The organism is Streptomyces sp. bgisy130 (genome assembly GCF_057708345.1).
The window spans coordinates 130,100-146,570 of record NZ_JBYISA010000003.1 but is presented as its reverse complement, the minus strand read 5'-3'; the positions used below and the strand labels follow the sequence as shown (position 1 = coordinate 146,570).

General features: G+C 74.3%; 15 protein-coding genes. 8 read left to right on the top strand and 7 right to left on the bottom strand.

Features of this window, described 5'->3' with window-relative positions:
• Window positions 1–211: 211 nt before the first annotated feature.
• Complete coding sequence (locus AC3EUV_RS05875) at window positions 212–1,117, bottom strand: DUF3027 domain-containing protein (protein WP_432143558.1); 906 nt, start codon at window positions 1,115–1,117, stop codon at window positions 212–214.
• A 368-nt stretch (window positions 1,118–1,485) separates the two neighbouring features.
• On the opposite strand from AC3EUV_RS05875, the gene AC3EUV_RS05870 reads away from it, so the two are divergent.
• The 4 genes from AC3EUV_RS05870 to AC3EUV_RS05855 all read left to right on the top strand — a co-directional run bounded on the left by AC3EUV_RS05870 (window position 1,486) and on the right by AC3EUV_RS05855 (window position 5,169).
• Window positions 1,486–2,934 carry an MFS transporter gene (locus AC3EUV_RS05870; RefSeq protein WP_432143559.1) on the top strand — a complete coding sequence of 483 codons (1,449 nt, stop codon included), beginning with the start codon at window positions 1,486–1,488 and terminating at the stop codon, window positions 2,932–2,934.
• Window positions 2,935–3,004: 70 nt separating this feature from the next.
• On the top strand, window positions 3,005–3,508 hold the full coding sequence (locus AC3EUV_RS05865) for a hypothetical protein (RefSeq protein WP_042147220.1): 504 nt from the start codon (window positions 3,005–3,007) through the stop codon (window positions 3,506–3,508).
• Between the two features lie 13 nt (window positions 3,509–3,521).
• Window positions 3,522–4,307: a futalosine hydrolase gene (locus tag AC3EUV_RS05860; RefSeq protein ID WP_432143560.1), complete on the top strand. Its 786-nt coding sequence runs from the start codon at window positions 3,522–3,524 to the stop codon at window positions 4,305–4,307.
• Window positions 4,308–4,317: 10 nt separating this feature from the next.
• The gene (locus tag AC3EUV_RS05855) at window positions 4,318–5,169 is read left to right on the top strand and encodes a 1,4-dihydroxy-6-naphtoate synthase (protein ID WP_432143561.1); all 852 of its coding nucleotides are present in this window, start codon (window positions 4,318–4,320) and stop codon (window positions 5,167–5,169) included.
• A 61-nt stretch (window positions 5,170–5,230) separates the two neighbouring features.
• On the opposite strand, the gene AC3EUV_RS05850 is transcribed toward AC3EUV_RS05855, so the two are convergent.
• Entirely contained in the window at window positions 5,231–5,614 is a 384-nt protein-coding gene (locus AC3EUV_RS05850) for a cold-shock protein (RefSeq protein WP_018089689.1), read from the bottom strand.
• A 225-nt stretch (window positions 5,615–5,839) separates the two neighbouring features.
• Here AC3EUV_RS05850 and AC3EUV_RS05845 point away from each other — a divergent pair, with 225 nt between their 5' ends.
• On the top strand, window positions 5,840–6,100 hold the full coding sequence (locus AC3EUV_RS05845) for a hypothetical protein (protein ID WP_432143562.1): 261 nt from the start codon (window positions 5,840–5,842) through the stop codon (window positions 6,098–6,100).
• Here the strand turns inward: AC3EUV_RS05845 and AC3EUV_RS05840 are convergent.
• Together AC3EUV_RS05840 and AC3EUV_RS05835 are read right to left on the bottom strand one after the other, a co-directional pair.
• Window positions 6,055–6,702, bottom strand: coding sequence for an HAD family hydrolase (locus AC3EUV_RS05840; RefSeq protein ID WP_432143563.1), 648 nt, complete (start codon window positions 6,700–6,702; stop codon window positions 6,055–6,057). The two genes, AC3EUV_RS05845 and AC3EUV_RS05840, sit on opposite strands and share 46 nt — an antisense overlap.
• 78 nt (window positions 6,703–6,780) lie before the next feature.
• Entirely contained in the window at window positions 6,781–7,950 is a 1,170-nt protein-coding gene (locus AC3EUV_RS05835; protein ID WP_435602325.1) for a hypothetical protein, read from the bottom strand.
• 166 nt (window positions 7,951–8,116) lie between these two features.
• On the opposite strand from AC3EUV_RS05835, the gene AC3EUV_RS05830 reads away from it, so the two are divergent.
• Window positions 8,117–10,624, top strand: coding sequence for a helicase-associated domain-containing protein (locus tag AC3EUV_RS05830; protein ID WP_432143565.1), 2,508 nt, complete (start codon window positions 8,117–8,119; stop codon window positions 10,622–10,624).
• An 81-nt stretch (window positions 10,625–10,705) separates the two neighbouring features.
• Here the strand turns inward: AC3EUV_RS05830 and AC3EUV_RS05825 are convergent, their stop codons facing one another.
• On the bottom strand, window positions 10,706–11,254 hold the full coding sequence (locus AC3EUV_RS05825; protein WP_432143566.1) for a hypothetical protein: 549 nt from the start codon (window positions 11,252–11,254) through the stop codon (window positions 10,706–10,708).
• A gap of 423 nt (window positions 11,255–11,677) precedes the next feature.
• Here AC3EUV_RS05825 and AC3EUV_RS05820 point away from each other — a divergent pair, with 423 nt between their 5' ends.
• Window positions 11,678–12,691: a peptidoglycan-binding protein gene (locus tag AC3EUV_RS05820; RefSeq protein WP_432143567.1), complete on the top strand. Its 1,014-nt coding sequence runs from the start codon at window positions 11,678–11,680 to the stop codon at window positions 12,689–12,691.
• Window positions 12,692–12,814: 123 nt separating this feature from the next.
• Window positions 12,815–14,467, top strand: coding sequence for a DNA repair helicase XPB (locus tag AC3EUV_RS05815; RefSeq protein ID WP_432143568.1), 1,653 nt, complete (start codon window positions 12,815–12,817; stop codon window positions 14,465–14,467).
• A gap of 52 nt (window positions 14,468–14,519) precedes the next feature.
• On the opposite strand, the gene AC3EUV_RS05810 is transcribed toward AC3EUV_RS05815, so the two are convergent.
• On the bottom strand, window positions 14,520–15,794 hold the full coding sequence (locus tag AC3EUV_RS05810) for a glycosyltransferase 87 family protein (RefSeq protein ID WP_432143569.1): 1,275 nt from the start codon (window positions 15,792–15,794) through the stop codon (window positions 14,520–14,522).
• Between the two features lie 262 nt (window positions 15,795–16,056).
• A complete protein-coding gene (locus AC3EUV_RS05805; RefSeq protein WP_435602324.1) occupies window positions 16,057–16,266 on the bottom strand; it encodes a hypothetical protein in 210 nt (69 codons plus the stop codon).
• Window positions 16,267–16,471: the final 205 nt, after the last annotated feature.

Here is a 16,471-nt window from a genome sequence, read left to right as displayed (position 1 = left end):
ACGGAGGCCGCCATCCGTACGGGAGGGGGCGGGCCGGAGGGGCCTGTGTTGTGGACGTAAAGCGAAGCAGTCCACAACACAGGCCCCGGAGGACCGAACCCGGCACCCACCACAGACAACAAGCGGCCCCCGCCCAAACACCCACCCCCGCCGAAGGCGAAAAACAGGGCACGGCGGCGCCACCGCAACGTGGGAAGCGGGCTACAAGCCCCTAGCTGTGGCCGAGCTCCTCGGCGGGCCCCGTTTCCTCGACGGACCCACCGTCTCGTTCGGGACGAAGCGACAACGGCTCAACAACCGTCTCGTCCACAACCGGCGCGGCAGGCCGCGGCGGTTTCGGCATGACGGCCGCCTCGGAATGCGCCCCGCACCCGTACGCGAGGGAGACCACCCGGCCGTCCGCCGGGGAGAACTCGTTGGCGCAGACGCCGAACGCCTGGCCCAGGGAGCCGGGCAGCGTGGTGAGGAAGCCGCAGGTCACGCAGGTGGCGGGGGCCGCCTGGGCCATGGGGGTGCGGGCGCCGTACGCCTCTTCCCAGCGGTCGGCGGCGGTGTGCAGACCGTAGCGGGAGAGCACCCGGGCACGGCGCATGCCCAGTTCCTCGGCGATCGCCGCGATGCTGCCGCGCTGGGGGGCGGGCTGGACGGCGGGCGAGCCCGGGACGACGTCCGCCTCCTCGGTGTCGGCGACCTCGGCGGCCATGCCCTCGGCGACCGGGGAGTTCGGGGGCGGGATGTCCTCGCCGCTGAAGCCGGGCTCCAGGCGCAGGTCGTCGGCCTCGGTGGGCAGCAGGTCGCCGGGGCCCATGTCGCCGGGGCGCAGCCGCTCGCTCCACGGCACCCACTCGGGCGCGAGCAGGGCGTCGGGGCCGGGCAGCAGGGCCACCTCGGCGAGCGTGACGATCTTGGCGCGGGAGGCCCGGGCGACCGTCGCGGCCCAGCGCCAGCCCCGGTAGCCGGGCTCGTTGCAGGCGAAGAGGTGGGTGACGACGCGGTCTCCGTCGGCCACGGCCTCGATGTGCTCGCCGACCATGCCGGGCAGTGCGGCTTCCTCCGCGGCCGCCCTGGCCAGGTCAACCGCCTCGGCGCACAGGCGGTCAGGGGTACGGCTTCGCATCGCAGCACTCACAAGAATCGATTCTCTCTTCCACGCCGTCTCACGAGTGCGCCAGCCGGAGCTGTCCTTGTCCTGTCCGGACGACCGGCGGTGCCGGGGCGGGCGGAGCGGACCTGGGGACCGCGTCGACGTCCGCGCCCGGTCGTTTCGGTCGAGCGCACCTCTTACGTCCCATTCTGCGGGATCGCGCGGAGGCACGCGGCCAAGAACGACCGCCGGTGGCGCGCTACACACGCTACCCCTTCAACGGTGGACGACCCCTCGGTGGGAGCGGCAAATGTCCACGGCCGCGTCCGCGGGCCGGTACGCCCCGCGCGGCAGGGCGGAGAAAGTGCCCTCTCCTGGGCGAGTTGGGGCACTATGACCGGATGGCTGCCGTACGGGCGTCGAAGGTGTCGAAGGTGTCGAGGACAGCTGGGAAATCGTCACGGGTCTCGCGCGCCTCGACGCGCGGCGGGGACGGGCGCGGCCGGGTCCGCCGGGCGGGCCGGGCCGTGGGCCGTGCGCTGCACCGGCCGTTCACCGGTGCGGCGCGCGGGGTGCGGCGCGCCACGCATGCGCACGGCGCCGGGGAGTCGGGGCTGGGCAAGCTGATCGAGCTGCATGCGGTGAACTCCGCCGGCGACATGCTGATCACCGTCGCGCTGGCCTCGACGGTGTTCTTCTCGGTGCCGACGGATGAGGCGCGGGGCCGGGTCGCGCTGTATCTGGCGGTCACGCTGGCGCCGTTCGCCCTGCTCGCACCGGTGGTCGGGCCGCTGCTGGACCGGGTGCCGCACGGCCGCCGGGCGGCGATGGCGGGCGCGATGCTGGCGCGGGCCCTGCTGGCGCTGACGATGTCCGGCGCGGTCACCACCGGGGGTCTGGAGCTGTATCCGGCGGCGCTGGGGGTGCTGGTGTCGTCGAAGGCGTACGGGGTGGTCCGCAGCGCGGTGGTGCCGCGGCTGCTGCCTCCGCGGATTTCGCTGGTCAAGGCCAATTCCCGGGTGACGCTCGCGGGGCTGCTGGCGACGGGGGCGGCGGCCCCGGCGGCGGCCGGGCTGCATCTGATCGGGCCGGCCTGGCCCTTGTACGGGGCGTGTGTGGTGTTCGTGGCCGGTACGGTCCTGTCGTTCTCGCTGCCGCACAAGGTCGACTCGGCCAAGGGCGAGCGCCGGGCCCGGCTGGCGTCCCGGGACGCGGCGCGGCAGGCGGGCGGCGGGCGGAAGCCCGGACTGCGCACGGTCGGGCCGTCGGTGCTGCACGGCCTCCAGGCCAACGCCTGTCTGCGGGCGCTCTCCGGTTTCCTGACGTTCTTCCTGGCGTTCCTGCTGCGGGAGCATCCGCTGGGCGGGCTGGGGCCGGCGGCCTCGCTCGGGCTGGTGGTGGCGGCGGCCGGTACCGGCAATGCGCTGGGGACGGCGGTCGGCGCCTGGCTGAAGGCCCGCGGGCCGGAGCGGATCATCGCGGCGATGCTGGGGCTGGCGCTGGGTGCGACGGTGCTGGCGGCGGTGTTCTACCAGGCGGTGGCGGTGGTTGTGGTGACCGCCGCGGCGGCGGCCGCGGGGCTGTGCCAGGCGCTGGCGAAGCTGTCGCTGGACGCGATGATCCAGCGCGATGTGCCGGAGGAGGTGCGTACCTCCGCGTTCGCCCGGTCCGAGACGGCGCTCCAGATGTCGTGGGTGGTGGGCGGCGCGATCGGGATCTCGCTGCCGCTGATCGGCACGCTGGGGATGGCGGTGGCCGCGGGGCTGGTGGCGCTGGGCGTGGTGCTGGCCGTGCGGGGACTGCTGAGCGCGGCCCGGCGGGGCGGTACGCCGAGCGCCCGGGTGGCCTGACCGGCGACGGGCGGCGCGGCACGCCGTACCCGGGCGTGGCGTGAGCAAAGGCGCCCGATAGCCTGCCCGTATGACCGCTGCGTTGATCTCCTGGGGCAAGGGCCGCCGTGCCGCTGCCGCCATCGGTGCCGTGTCCCTGGGTCTCATCACCCTCTCCGCCTGCGAGAAGCCGACCGCGCTCGCCACCGTGACCGTCGGTTCGTCGACCGTGACGGCCGAGGCCACGCCCGGCTGCGACGGTGACGGCAAGGTCCTGTCCAAGAAGGACGTCTCGGCCTGCCTGACCAAGAAGGGCGGCAAGACGATCACCGTGCACCCCGGTGAGAAGGTGCGCGTCGGCGTCGACCCGGAGGTCGCCAAGTCCGGCTGGATCGTCATCGGTGCCGGCCCGGTCATGCGCGAGCCCAGCAAGCAGACGTACCGCAGCTTCGACGCGGACACGCTCTTCATGCAGCAGAACCCGCAGACCGGCCAGACCACGTACTCCAAGGACGTCACCCTCCAGGTCGCCGAGCTGGGCGCGGGCGAGGGCCCCAAGACGATGTGGCACTTCACGCTGAAGCAGGAGAACTAGGAGCGCCGGCCGCATGAGTCGGGTCCTGGTCGTCACGGCGGTGGCCGCCGAGCGTGACGCGGTGTGTGCCGCGGCGGGGTCCTGCGCGGCGGTGACACTGCCCGGCGGGCAGGAGCTGCGGCGGGCCGCCGGGCTTCCGGTGGCGCTCGACGTGCTGGCCGCCGGCGTCGGTCCGGCCGCCGCGGCCGCGGGCACGGCCACCGCGCTGACCGCCGCCGCGCTCGCCGGGCAGCCGTACGACCTGGTCGTCTCGGCCGGTATCGGCGGCGGCTTCGCCCCCGCGCACGGGACGTCCGGCGCGCCGCTGGGGTCGGTGGTGGTCGCGGACGCGATCGTCGCGGCCGACCTCGGCGCGGAGACCCCCGACGGCTTCACCCCGGTCACCGAACTCGGCTTCGGCACGGTCGCGCACCGCCCCGACCCGGCACTGGTGCGGACCGTCGCGGCGGCGGCCGGTGCGCCGGCCGGCCCCGTCGTCACGGTCTCGACGGTCACCGGCAGCGCGGCCCGCGCCGCCGAGCTGGCGGAACGTCACCCGGGGGTGCTGGCCGAGGCGATGGAGGGGTTCGGGGTCGCCGAGGCGGCCGCCGCCCACGGGGTGGCGGTGCTGGAGATCCGCGCGGTCTCCAATGCCGTCGGCCCCCGCGACCGCGCCGCCTGGCGCATCGGGGACGCCCTCGCCGCGCTGACCGGCGCCTTCCGTACGCTTCCCGGAGCCCTCACAGCCGCCGCCGGACCGGCTCCGGAACCTCCCCCACGCTCGGCTTCGCGCGCGCCGGGGGGACCCCCACGTCCTTGAGGAGGACCCCGTGACCCGGCCGCTGAACATCGCGTACTCGCCGTGCCCGAACGACACCTTCGTCTTCGACGCGCTGGCGCACGGCCGCGTCCCGGACGCGCCGGAGCTGGCGGTCACCTTCGCCGATATCGACCTCACCAACGGCATGGCCGAGCGCGGGGAGTTCGATGTGCTGAAGGTGTCGTACGCGGTGCTGCCGTGGGTGCTCCAGGACTATGCGCTGCTGCCCTGCGGCGGGGCGCTGGGGCGCGGCTGCGGGCCGCTGGTGCTGACGCGGGAGCAGGGCGCGGCGGCGGACCTGGCGGGCAAGACGGTCGCGGTGCCCAGTGAGCGGTCCACCGCGTATCTGCTGTTCCGGCTGTGGGCGGCGGCCGAGGTGCCGGGCGGCGTCGGGGAGATCGTGGTGCTGCCGTTCCACGAGATCATGCCGGCCGTGCGCGACGGCAAGGTCGATGCGGGCCTGGTCATTCACGAGGCGCGCTTCACGTACCAGAACTACGGCCTGTTCTGCCTGGCCGACATGGGCGAGCACTGGGAGCACACCACCGGGCTGCCGATCCCGCTCGGCGCGATCATCGCCAAGCGGTCGCTGGGCGAGCGGACGTTGCGCGATCTCGCGGCGGCGATCCGGAGTTCGGTCCTGATGGCCTGGGACGATCCGGCGGCCTCCCGGCCGTATGTCCTGGAGCACGCGCAGGAGATGGACCCGAAGGTCGCCGACCAGCACATCGGGCTGTACGTCAATGAGTTCACCGCCGACCTCGGCGAGGACGGCTATGCCGCGGTGCGCGGGCTGCTCACCCGCGCCGCGGCCGAGGGGCTCGTTCCGCCCCTCGGCCGCGATGCGCTGAGCTTTGTGTGAGAGATGCCGGGTGGGACGGCCGCGGGTGCGGGCGGGGTGCGCCGGTCCGCGGCCGGGCGCGTCAGACGTCCAGCTGGTCGGCGACGGCGCGCAGCATGCCGGCGATCTTGGCGCCGTGGACCTTGTCCGGGTAACGGCCCCGTTCGAGCTGCTGGGTGACGTTCTCCAGGAGCGTGGTGAGGTCCTGGACGATCGAGGCGAGTTCGTCGGGCTTGCGGCGCTGCGCCGCGGCCACCGAGGGGGCGGGGTCGAGCAGTGTCACGGTCAGCGCCTGGTCGCCGCGCTGGCCCGCGACCACGCCGAATTCGACGCGCTGGCCAGGCTTGAGTGCGGCTACGCCGTCGGGCAGCACCGACGAGTGCACGAAGACGTCACCGCCGTCATCGCGGGAGAGAAAGCCGAAGCCCTTCTCACTGTTGAACCACTTGACCTTGCCGGTAGGCACGTCTGTCCTCGTCCTCGTACTCGTTGGAAAATAACTGGGCCGGGTCTACTGCGGAATCTGCGGGCTGGCTTCCTCTCCGCCCGGGCGAGGCCGGGGTGAAGAGGTCTGGAGAGCAATGCAGCGGGCCGCAGGACCCGCCACCCCAAGGCTAATGGTCCCAAGGCCGGTGACAAGACGCCGCCGGGTGGATCCTCCGTGCTTCTGGCCCGGACTTACCCTGGTCAGGTGTCTGACGAAACGCCCCTTGCCGGGGATCTGCTGGTCCGAATCGGCGCGATCATGTTCCTAGTTGGCGCAGCGGCCACTCTCGCCACGGTGGCCCCGCTGTTCCTGGGAACCGATCCGCTGCCGTCCGTCTTCTACGGCGTGTGCATGCTGATGGGCGCCGGGTTTCTCGTGGCGGCGGCCGGAGTGATCCGTTCCGTGCTCGCGCAGCGCCGTCAGATGGCGGCGGCTTCGCCCCCGTCCGCCCCTTCCGCCACATAGCGCGCCAGCCAGGACGGAAACTCCGTGAGGTCGCCGAGCACCACCTCGGCGCCGGCCGCGCGCAGTTCCGTGGCGTCGCACGGGCCGGTGGCGACCGCGACGGACAGCGCGCCGGCGGTGTGCGCCCCGACGACGTCACCGATGTGGTCGCCGACGTAGACCTGCGCCTGGTGCTTGTCCAGCGCCTCGGCCTTGTCCGCCGCCCACAGGGAGCCGAAGAGGGCGTCCACGCCGAGCCCGAGGTGCTCCAGGTGCAGCTTGGCGTTGGGTTCGTACTTGGCCGTCACCACGATCGCCTGGCCGCCCGCCCGGTGCACCGCGTCGATCGCCTCCCGGGCGCCGGGCAGGGCGGGCGTCGCCGCGACCGCGAACTCCGGATACAGCGACCGGTAGAGGTCGGCGATCTCCGCCACCCGCTCCTCGGGGAACCACCGGCTGATCTCCTCCTCCAGCGGAGGCCCCAGCCGGCTGACGGCGAGGTCGGCGTCGACGAAGGTGCCGGTCCGGGCGGACAGCTCGTGATAGGCGGCCCTGATGCCGGGGCGGGAGTCGATCAGCGTCATATCGAGGTCGAAGCCGACCGTCAGGGTGTGTGCAGCCATGCCTGCCATTGTGCCTGCGGCGCCGCGCCGGTCATCCGGCCCGGTACACCGCGCCCGGTCATCCGGCCCAGCGCCCGTTCACCGCGGAGTCCGCCGCATCCGCCACACCAGGAACAGCGCCGAGGCGACGGCCGCCACCCGCGCCATCACCGGCAGCCCGGCCAGCATTTCCTCGCCCAGCCGGCCCTGGGCGAGGGGCTCGCCCCACCGCCCGTCGAACCGGCCCCACAGCCACACCACCAGGCCGCCGACGACGGTGCCCGGTACCCCGAGCGCCGCGAACTTGGCCTCGGCGCGGGTCAGCCGCTGGGAGACGTAGGCGAGCCCCCAGCCGCCCGCCAGCGCGAGCCACGACCCCAGGGCCGCACCGGCCACCAGCAGCAGCACCGCCAGCGTCAGAACGGGGCTGAGCGGGGCCCGCGCCGCCACGACCTCTTCCCCGGCCTCGGCCTCGACCAGGGGCTCGGGGGCGGTGCGCCGGCGGCCCAGCGCGCGCCGCAGCATCCGGGGCAGCGGGCGTTCCGCCGGTCCGCCCTCGTCCGCGGCCGGCCCGCCGCCCGCGTCGGCCCCGGCCGCGCCGTCCTTCGTCAGCGACAGCGGGCGCTCGTCCTCGGGCCGGTCCCACATCTCCGGGATCTCGATGCCGCCGACGAATCCGGGCACGGTCTCGCCCGGCCCGAACGGCGCCGGCTCGACCCGCCACCAGTCCGGTGCGTCCTCGGCGTCGCCCAGCTCGTCGGCGCCGGCCAGATGCGGGGGCAGGCCGACGGCCGGCGCGGGGTCCGGTGCCCCGTCGCGCGGTGCGGGGACCGCGCCGCCCGTGGGGGCCTCGCCGCTGCCGGCCGCCTTGCCCGTCAGTCCGCTGCGTGCGGCCAGGCCGCTGAGTTTGCCGCGGGCGCCGCTCCACCGCCGGGGCGGCTCGGCGGGCCGCGGGCCGAGAGGCACGGCGGGCCCGTCGCCCGCGGCGGTCCCGGCACCCGGCTCCGGCCGCGTCGCCGAGCCGCTCCAGGCGGCACCCGGCACCCGGTCGTCCGCGCTCCCGGCCGCCGCGACCACCGCCTCCGGCGTCCCGAGGCGGGCCAGCAGCCGCTTCACCCCGGGCACCGAACCGGCCTGACCGCCGTCGATCTCGGCCCGGAGCCCGGTCACCAGCCGCATCCGGGTGGCGGCGGGCAGCCCCCGCTGCTGGGCCAGGTCGCCGACCCGGCTCAGATAGTCAAAGACGAGCTGATCACTCTCGATCCCCACGAAATCCCCTGCGGCGTCCGCTGGTTGCTGCTCCGACGGTACCGCTTCGGCCGGCGGCCGGGCCGGAGGCGGCCCGGGGGCGGCGCAGCGGGTGTCTCACGGATCGGGGCGGACCGGGGTGGCCGGGCGCTCCCCCGTCTTCCCCGGCCCCGCTAACGTAGGACGAATGACCGGTACACCCCGCACCCTCGCCGAGGAGCTCAGGACCCGCACCGACCGCGGGCTCGCCGGGCTGCTGCGGGCACGGCCCGACCTGCTCAATCCGGTGCCGGGCGATGTCACCCAGCTCGCGACCCGGGCCGGGACGCGGGCGTCGGTGGTCCGCGCCGTGGAGCGGCTCGACCGGTTCGTGCTCCAGACCGCCGAGGCGCTGGCGGTGGCGCCCGACCCGTGCCCGTACGACACGCTGGGCGCGCTGATGGGCGGGGACGCCGGGGACCCGGCCGTCGCCGCCGAGCTGCCCCGGGCGGTGGCCGAGCTGCGCGCGCAGGCACTGGTGTGGGGCCCGGACGACCGGCTGCGGCTGGTGCGGACGGCCCGTGAGCTGCTCACGCCGAGTCCCGCGCACCCGTCGCCGACCGGCCTGGGCCCGACCGTCGCCGAGGCCATGGCGGGGATGTCGCCGGGGCGGCTCCAAGAGATCATCGCCGCGGCCGGGCTGCCCACCACCCACGATCCGGTCACCGCGGTCGCCGCGCTCACCACGCTGTTCGCCGACCGGGCCCGGATGGCGGCGCTGCTGGACACCGCGCCCGCCGAATCCGTCGCCGTCCTCGACAAGCTGCTGTGGGGGCCGCCCTACGGCGCGGTCACCGACCGCCCGGCCCCGCATCTGCAATGGCTGCTGGACCGGGGCCTGCTGATCCCGGCGGGGGCCCGGAATGTCGTGCTGCCGCGGGAAGCGGCGCTGCATCTGCGGGGCGGCTGCGCCCATCACACCCCCGAGCCGGTGCCGCCCGCGCTCGCGCCCGCCACGGAACGTGATCCACAGCTTGTGGACAACGCCGCGGCGAGCCAGGCGTTCACCGCGCTCGCGACCATCGAGGAGCTGCTCAAGGAGTGGGACCTGGGCGGGCCGGCCGTCCTGCGCGCCGGCGGGATGAGCGTCCGCGACCTCAAGCGGACCGCCACCGCCCTGGACACCACCGAGCAGCTCGCCGCCTTCTGGCTCGAACTCGCTTACGCGGCCGGGCTGATCGCCTCCGACGGCGAGGCCGATGAGCGGTTCGCGGCCACCCCGGCCGCCGAGGAGTGGCTCCAGCTGCCCGACCACGCGCGCTGGGCGGCGCTGGCGGCCGGCTGGCTCGCCGCGACCCGCGCCCCCGGGACCGTCGGCACCGCCGATGCCAAGGGCCGCGCGCTCGCCGCCCTCGGCCCGCACCTCGACCGCTCCCCCGCCCCCGAGGTCCGCCGCCGCGCCCTCACCCTGCTCGCCGCGCTGCCGCCGGGCACCGCCGTCCCGGCGACGGCTGTACTGGCCCGGCTGCGGTGGGAGCGGCCGCTGCGCAGCGGCGCACCGGCCGCGGGACAGCTGCCGGCCGGCGACGGTGGCACGGCCGCGCCCGGCCCCGACCCCGCCGACGACCTCCGCTCACGGCTCGCCCAATGGACCCTGACCGAGGCCGAGTTGCTCGGCGTGACCGGCCGCGGCGCGCTCTCCGCCCACGGCCGCACCCTGATCGACAGCCCGTCGGACGGCGCCGCCCCCACCCCCGCCGAGACCACCGCCGCCGCGACCCGCGCCGCCGCCCTGCTCGCCCCGCTCCTCCCCGAGCCGGTCGATCATGTGCTCCTCCAGGCGGACCTGACCGCGGTCGCGCCCGGCCCGCTGCACCGCCCGCTCGCCGAGGCGCTCGGCGTGCTCGCCGACATCGAGTCCAAGGGCGGCGCGACGGTCTACCGCTTCACCCCCGGCTCGGTACGCCGCGCCCTGGACGCCGGCCGCTCCGCCGCCGAGCTCCAGGAGTTCCTCGCCGCCCACTCCCGCACCCCGGTCCCCCAGCCGCTCGCCTACCTCATCGACGACGTGGCCCGTAGGCACGGGCAGCTGCGGATCGGCGCGGCCGCCGCCTATGTCCGCTGCGACGACGACGCGCTGCTCGCCGAGATCCTCGCGGACCGCCGCGCCGCCCCCCTCCGGCTGCGCCGGCTCGCCCCGACCGTGCTCGCCGCCCAGACCTCCCCCGACCAACTCCTCGACGGCCTCCGGGCGATGGGCTACGCCCCGGCCGCCGAGTCGGCCGCCGGTGACGTCCTGATCGCCCGCGCCGACTCCTACCGGACCCCGCCGCGCACCGCCCCCGCCCCGGTCCCGGACGGCCCGCCGTCCCCCGACGCCACCCTGCTCTCGGCGGCGGTCCGCGCCATCCGCGCCGGCGACCTTGCGGCCACCGCGGAACGCAAACCGGTCCAGGCCCCCGCCCCGGCGCCCGGCGCCTTCCCCCGCACCACCTCCGCCGAGACCCTCGCCACGATGCAGGCCGCGGTGCTGACCAACTCCGCGCTCTGGATCGGCTATGTCAACGCCGACGGCGCCGCCAGCCAGCGTGTCATCGCGCCCGTACGGGTCGAGGGCGGCTTTGTGACGGCGTACGACCACACCTCCGACGAGGTCCGTACGTACCCGCTGCACCGCATCACCGGCGTGGCGGAACTGGCTGACGACTCGGTCTGAGCGGTCGGCGGGCAGTCCGGTGCCCGGCCGCCCTTTCCGGACGGCCGGGCACCGGCGGGGATCCGACGAGCCGCGGCGCGGTCAGCGGGGCCAGCCGCAGTGGACGTGGGTGGCGTGTCCGGCGCTCCCCGGCCCGAGGACCTCCGTGGCGCCGAGCTTCCGGCAGGCGGCCATCAGATTGCGGTGCGGGGCGCCGCTGCCGACGTGCCGGCCGTTGATGTAGTTGATGTCGAAGGCGAGCCCGGCGTAGTGGCGGGAGCGGCTGCTGTGGTCGCCGCCGACGATCTCGGAGACCGCGATCCGGTAGCCGTACTGGGTCCGCAGCTTCAGCATCCCGTTGAGCATCCGGGCGTCCAGGGCGACCCGGCGGTTCGGCCGGTCGCTCCAGCGGCTGGTGAGCGCGCCCCTGCCGTGGGCGGTGTCGACGAGGTTCTGCCGGGCGGTGGACGCGGCGTGGCTGCCGCCGGCGTGGCCGGTGGCCGGCGCGATGCCCTTCGTGGCCAGGATCTGCCGCGCCAGCGCGGCCCGGCCGGGGGCGGCGGTGGCGGAGGGGGTGGCCGCGGTGCCCATGAAGGCGGCGAGGGCGGCGGCCCCGGCAATCAGGCGCGGGGCGAGGGTGCGTACGGACATGAGTGACTCCTTGTCAGGTGAGGGTGAATGAGGGCGGTTGCGGTCGGCCCGGCCGTCGCCGAGGCGGCGGGCACGGTCCCGGCCGCGGGACGGGCAAGGGCGGTACCTCCCCGAAAGGGTGATGTCAGGGGCACGGTCCGCTGCCTCGTTTCCTTGCTGAGCAGGTGCGTTGAACCCCTCCGCTTCCGCATTCGCGCAGGCCGGCGCACCCCTGGGTAAGGGGCGGGAACGGAGCGGAGGGTGCGCGGCCCGACCGGCGGCGCCCCTCAACGATGCAACAGCGGCAGGGGACTTCACTACGATCTGCCGGGCTTCGGCTCATGCATCGATGCAGCAACCCGATGCACCGTGCTGACCTGCGCTTATGCAGCAGTGAGCGGCCGAGCGCGACAGCTTGAGGACATTCGGACGCCCGGGGGAAGCATGACGGGACCCACCGCACCGGACCGGGACGCGGTCCGTGCGCTGGCGGAACTGCTCAGGACGTGGTGGGAGTTGTCGGCGCGGGACGGCCGGCCGAAGCCCACCCAGCAGTCGCTGGCCGGTCGTCTGGGCATCGACCAGACGACCCTCTCCCGCTATCTCAACCCCCGGCACCCCTCCACCGCGCCGCTCAAGACCGTCGAACTCCTCCACACGGTGCTGCGCGCACCGGCCGCCGACCTTCCCCGGGCCCGCGCGCTGGCCGAGGCCGCCGCGGCCGGAGCGGCCCGTAAGTCACCCCGCCCGGCCGGCCCCGCCCCGGCGGACGGCCCCGATGCCCCGGCCGCGAGCCCCCAGGACCCGTCCGCCGGGCCACAGTGCCCCGGCCCGGTCTCCGCCCCTCCCCCCGCTCCGGTCCCGGCGGCCCCCGTGCCCCGCCGCACGGCCGCCGCCCGCGCCGCCCTCGCGTTCCTGGGCGTGCTCACCCTCGGCGGCGGGATCGGCCTCGGCTGGGGCGTGCTCGCGCACCGCGCCGGCCAGGGCGGCCCCCCGGTCGCCGCGGTGGCCGCCCCGGCGGGCACTACGGCCACCGGCTGGCCGCTGGCCCGCAAGGGCGATCTGCTGTGGAAGGCCCGTGCCGTCCAGTACCTGCTCCGGGCCCACGGTCATGCCGTCGAGGCCGATGGCGATTTCGGGGTCCGGACGGCGGCCGCGGTGAAGACGTTCCAGGCCGCCCACGGTCTGCTCGCGGACGGCAAGGTCGGCCCGCGGACCTGGTCGCATCTGATCGTCCGGATCGATTCCCGGCACGCCCCGCAGCAGGCGGTCGTGGCCCTCCAGTACCTGCTCGACAACAGCGGCACCGCCACCGACATCACCGGCCTCTTCACCCCCTCCACCACCCGCTCCCTGGAAACTTTCCAGCGCGACCGGGCGCTCCCCGTGACCGGCGTCGCCGACCGCGACACCTGGCGGGCCCTCCTTGCCGCACAGGGGCCCGGCATCCATCGCTGACGGCCGCCGCGGCGATGCGGCACACTGGACGTTTGGCCGTATGTGCGGTCGATGTCCGCGGTCGTGATCAACGGCCGGGGGCTGCGGGCCGGTCCCGGCGGCCGGAAGCGAAAGGCGAGGCGTGTGAACGGACCCCTCATCGTCCAGAGCGACAAAACGCTGCTGCTGGAGGTGGACCACGAGCTGGCGGACGCCTGCCGGCGGGCCATCGCGCCCTTTGCCGAGCTGGAGCGGGCGCCCGAGCACATCCATACCTACCGGGTGACGCCGCTGGGACTGTGGAACGCGCGGGCCGCCGGGCACGACGCCGAGCAGGTCGTGGACGCGCTGGTGCAGTTCTCGCGGTATCCGGTGCCGCATGCGCTGCTCGTCGACATCGCCGAGACGATGTCCCGCTACGGGCGGCTGACGCTGGTCAAGCACCCCGCGCACGGTCTGGTGCTGACCAGCACCGACCGCCCGGTGCTGGAGGAGATCCTGCGGTCGAAGAAGGTGCAGCCGCTGGTCGGGGCGCGGCTGGATCAGGACTCGGTCGTGGTGCACCCGTCGGAGCGCGGGCAGATCAAGCAGACGCTGCTGAAGCTGGGCTGGCCGGCCGAGGACCTGGCCGGTTACGTCGACGGTGAGGCGCACCCCATCGAGCTGCGCGAGGACGGCTGGGCGCTGCGGCCGTACCAGCAGCAGGCCGTGGAGGGCTTCTGGCACGGCGGCTCGGGTGTGGTCGTGCTGCCCTGCGGTGCGGGCAAGACGCTGGTCGGGGCGGGCGCGATGGCGCAGGCCAAGGCGACCACGCTGATCCTCGTGACGAACACGGTCTCGGCCCGGCAGTGGAAGCACGAGCTGGTCCGGCGGACCTCGCTGAGCGAGGACGAGATCGGTGAGTACAGCGGGACGAGGAAGGAGATCCGGCCGGTCACCATCGCCACCTACCAGGTGCTGACGACCAAGCGGAAGGGCGTCTACCCGCATCTGGAGCTCTTCGACTCCCGGGACTGGGGCCTGATCGTCTACGACGAGGTGCATCTGCTGCCCGCCCCGGTCTTCAAGTTCACCGCCGATCTTCAGGCCAGGCGGCGGCTCGGGCTGACCGCGACGCTGGTCCGCGAGGACGGCCGGGAGTCGGATGTCTTCTCCCTCATCGGGCCCAAGCGGTTCGACGCCCCGTGGAAGGAGATCGAGGCCCAGGGCTATATCGCCCCCGCGGACTGTGTCGAGGTCCGGGTCAATCTGACCGAGTCGGAGCGGCTGGCGTACGCCACGGCCGAGACCGAGGAGAAGTACCGCTTCTGTGCCACGACGGCCAGCAAGCAGTACGTGACCGAGGCGCTGGTCCGCCGGCACCAGGGCGAGCAGACGCTGGTCATCGGCCAGTACATCGACCAGCTCGACGAGCTCGGCGAGCATCTGGACGCGCCGGTGATCAAGGGCGAGACCACCAACGCCCAGCGCGAGAAGCTCTTCGACGCCTTCCGTCAGGGCGAGATCTCGGTGCTCGTGGTCTCCAAGGTCGCGAACTTCTCCGTCGACCTCCCGGAGGCGACGGTCGCCATCCAGGTGTCCGGCACCTTCGGCTCCCGCCAGGAGGAGGCCCAGCGGCTGGGCCGGGTGCTGCGCCCCAAGGCGGACGGGCACGAGGCGCGGTTCTATTCGGTCGTCGCGCGCGACACCATCGACCAGGACTTCGCGGCGCACCGCCAGCGCTTCCTGGCCGAGCAGGGGTACGCGTACCGGATCGTGGACGCGGACGAGCTGCTGGCGGCCGACGAGGACGTCTGAGCCGGACGGCCGCTGAGCCGCGGACGGCCGCTGAGCCGGGCGGCCGCCGGGCTCAGACCGCCGGGGACCGGCTGGCCGCCGGTTCCTGTGCGGTGCGCGGCGACGGGAGGCCGCCGCCCGGAGCCGCCGGCGGCCGCCGGGTCCACCAGAACACCGCCGCCAGCAGGGCCAGCCCGAGCAGGGGATACGGGGACGCGAACGGCTGCTGCCACCAGGGGATCCGCAGATCGAGGTCGCCGGTGTGCGGGACGATCCACATCGTGCGGGCGGCGAAGGCGAGGGTGACGGCGGCCAGCAGCGCCCTGCGCCACGGGTCGCGGCGGGTGCGGGCGGCGAGCGCGATCAGCAGCGGCACACACCAGACCCAGTGGTGGGACCAGCTGATCGGCGAAACCAGCAGCGCCGTGACGGCCGTACACAGCACACCCCAGCCGTCCAGGCCGCGGCGCAGGAAGACCCGGCGGGCGGCCCAGAGCCCGGCGGCCGCGGCGAGCAGCGCCGGCACCGCCCAGAGGAGGCCGGGCTCGGGCTGGTGCAGCACCCGGGTGATCAGGCCCTGGAGGGACTGGTTGTCGACGATCCAGACCTTGCCGACCCGGCCGGTCTCGAACATCCGCCGGGTCCAGAACTCGATGCTGGCATCGGGCAGGACCAGCCAGCCCACCAGCACCGAGCACAGGAACCCGGCGAGCGCGGTGCATGCGGCCTTCACCCGGCCGGTGACGAGCAGGTAGACGGCGAAGAGTGCGGGGGTGAGCTTGATGCCGGCCGCGATACCGGTGGCGAACCCCTTGAAGCGGGCGCCGTCCGGACGGGAGAGGTCCCACAGGACCAGGCAGGTCAGCGCGAGGTTGACCTGCCCGAAGACGAAGGTCTGGAAGACCGGCTCCAGCCAGAGGCCGAGCGCGGTGGCGGTCAGGAGGAAGGGCGCGGTGTGGGCGGCCCTGCGCAGGCCGGCGGCCTTGCAGGAGAGGTGGATCAGCAGCGCGAGCAGCGCGGCGTTGACCAGCACGCAGACGACCTTGAGCGTGCCGAGCGAGAGCCAGGTGGTCGGTATGAAGAGCAGCGCGGCGAAGGGCGGATAGGTGGCCGGAAGTGCCCACTTGGTGACCGTGAAGCCGTAGAGATCACCGCCGGTGGCGGCGGCCTCACCCTCGGCCCGGTAGACCGCTATATCGGACATCGGCAGCGGCTGGACCTGGTACAGCACCCAGAGTCCGGCGAAGGACGCCAGAAGCAGCGCCGTGGCGAGCGCCAGCCGGCCGGGATGGGCGGTGCTCTGCGCCCAGGTGCGTCTCCACGTCCATGTCCCCTCGGCGGCAGACACCCGCTGATCCCTCCCCGTTGCCCTGAGCGCGCCTACCGCGGTGACGCTAGTGGATCGAGGCCGACCGTCCGTTACGGTTTCCGGTCATCCGGATGTCGACGCGGGGGCCGGCTTCGCGCGCCCGATCGCGCGTGTGGTGTGCATGATCTGTGCATGCCTGGGCGGCACGCGTGTGATGCGGCTTCTTGCCCGTATTGTGCGCGGTGCGGACGGCCAAGGGCGGCCGGGGCACGCGCTCGGCTGCATGTGGCGGGCCGGGGCATCAGCCGTCCGCGTACTCGCCCATGACGACGACGCTGAAGGCGGCCGAGGCGAAGACCTTGATCGCGCGGAGGGCGTTGCCCACGACATAGCGGTGCTCGTGGGTCTCCGCCGGTTCGCGCCCGGCGTCGACACCGAGGGCCGTGGCGCCCTTCGCCGGGTGGAGGGAGACGGGGTGGACAGGACCTGGAGGAATCGCTGCGCTGCTCATGACTCCATGATGGAATTCACGCGATTGCAGCACATCGGTCCATAGGTCCATCCCTGTGGGCCGGATGTCCGTCTTCAGACCCACCCCGCCCCCTACGGGAGACCGATGCCGCCGTCGCGCCGGAGACCGCCGCGGCCCGTCGTAAATCCGTTGGCGCCCCTGTCAGCAGCTGACTACAATCGCGCGTCTGCCTGCCTCCCGTCGA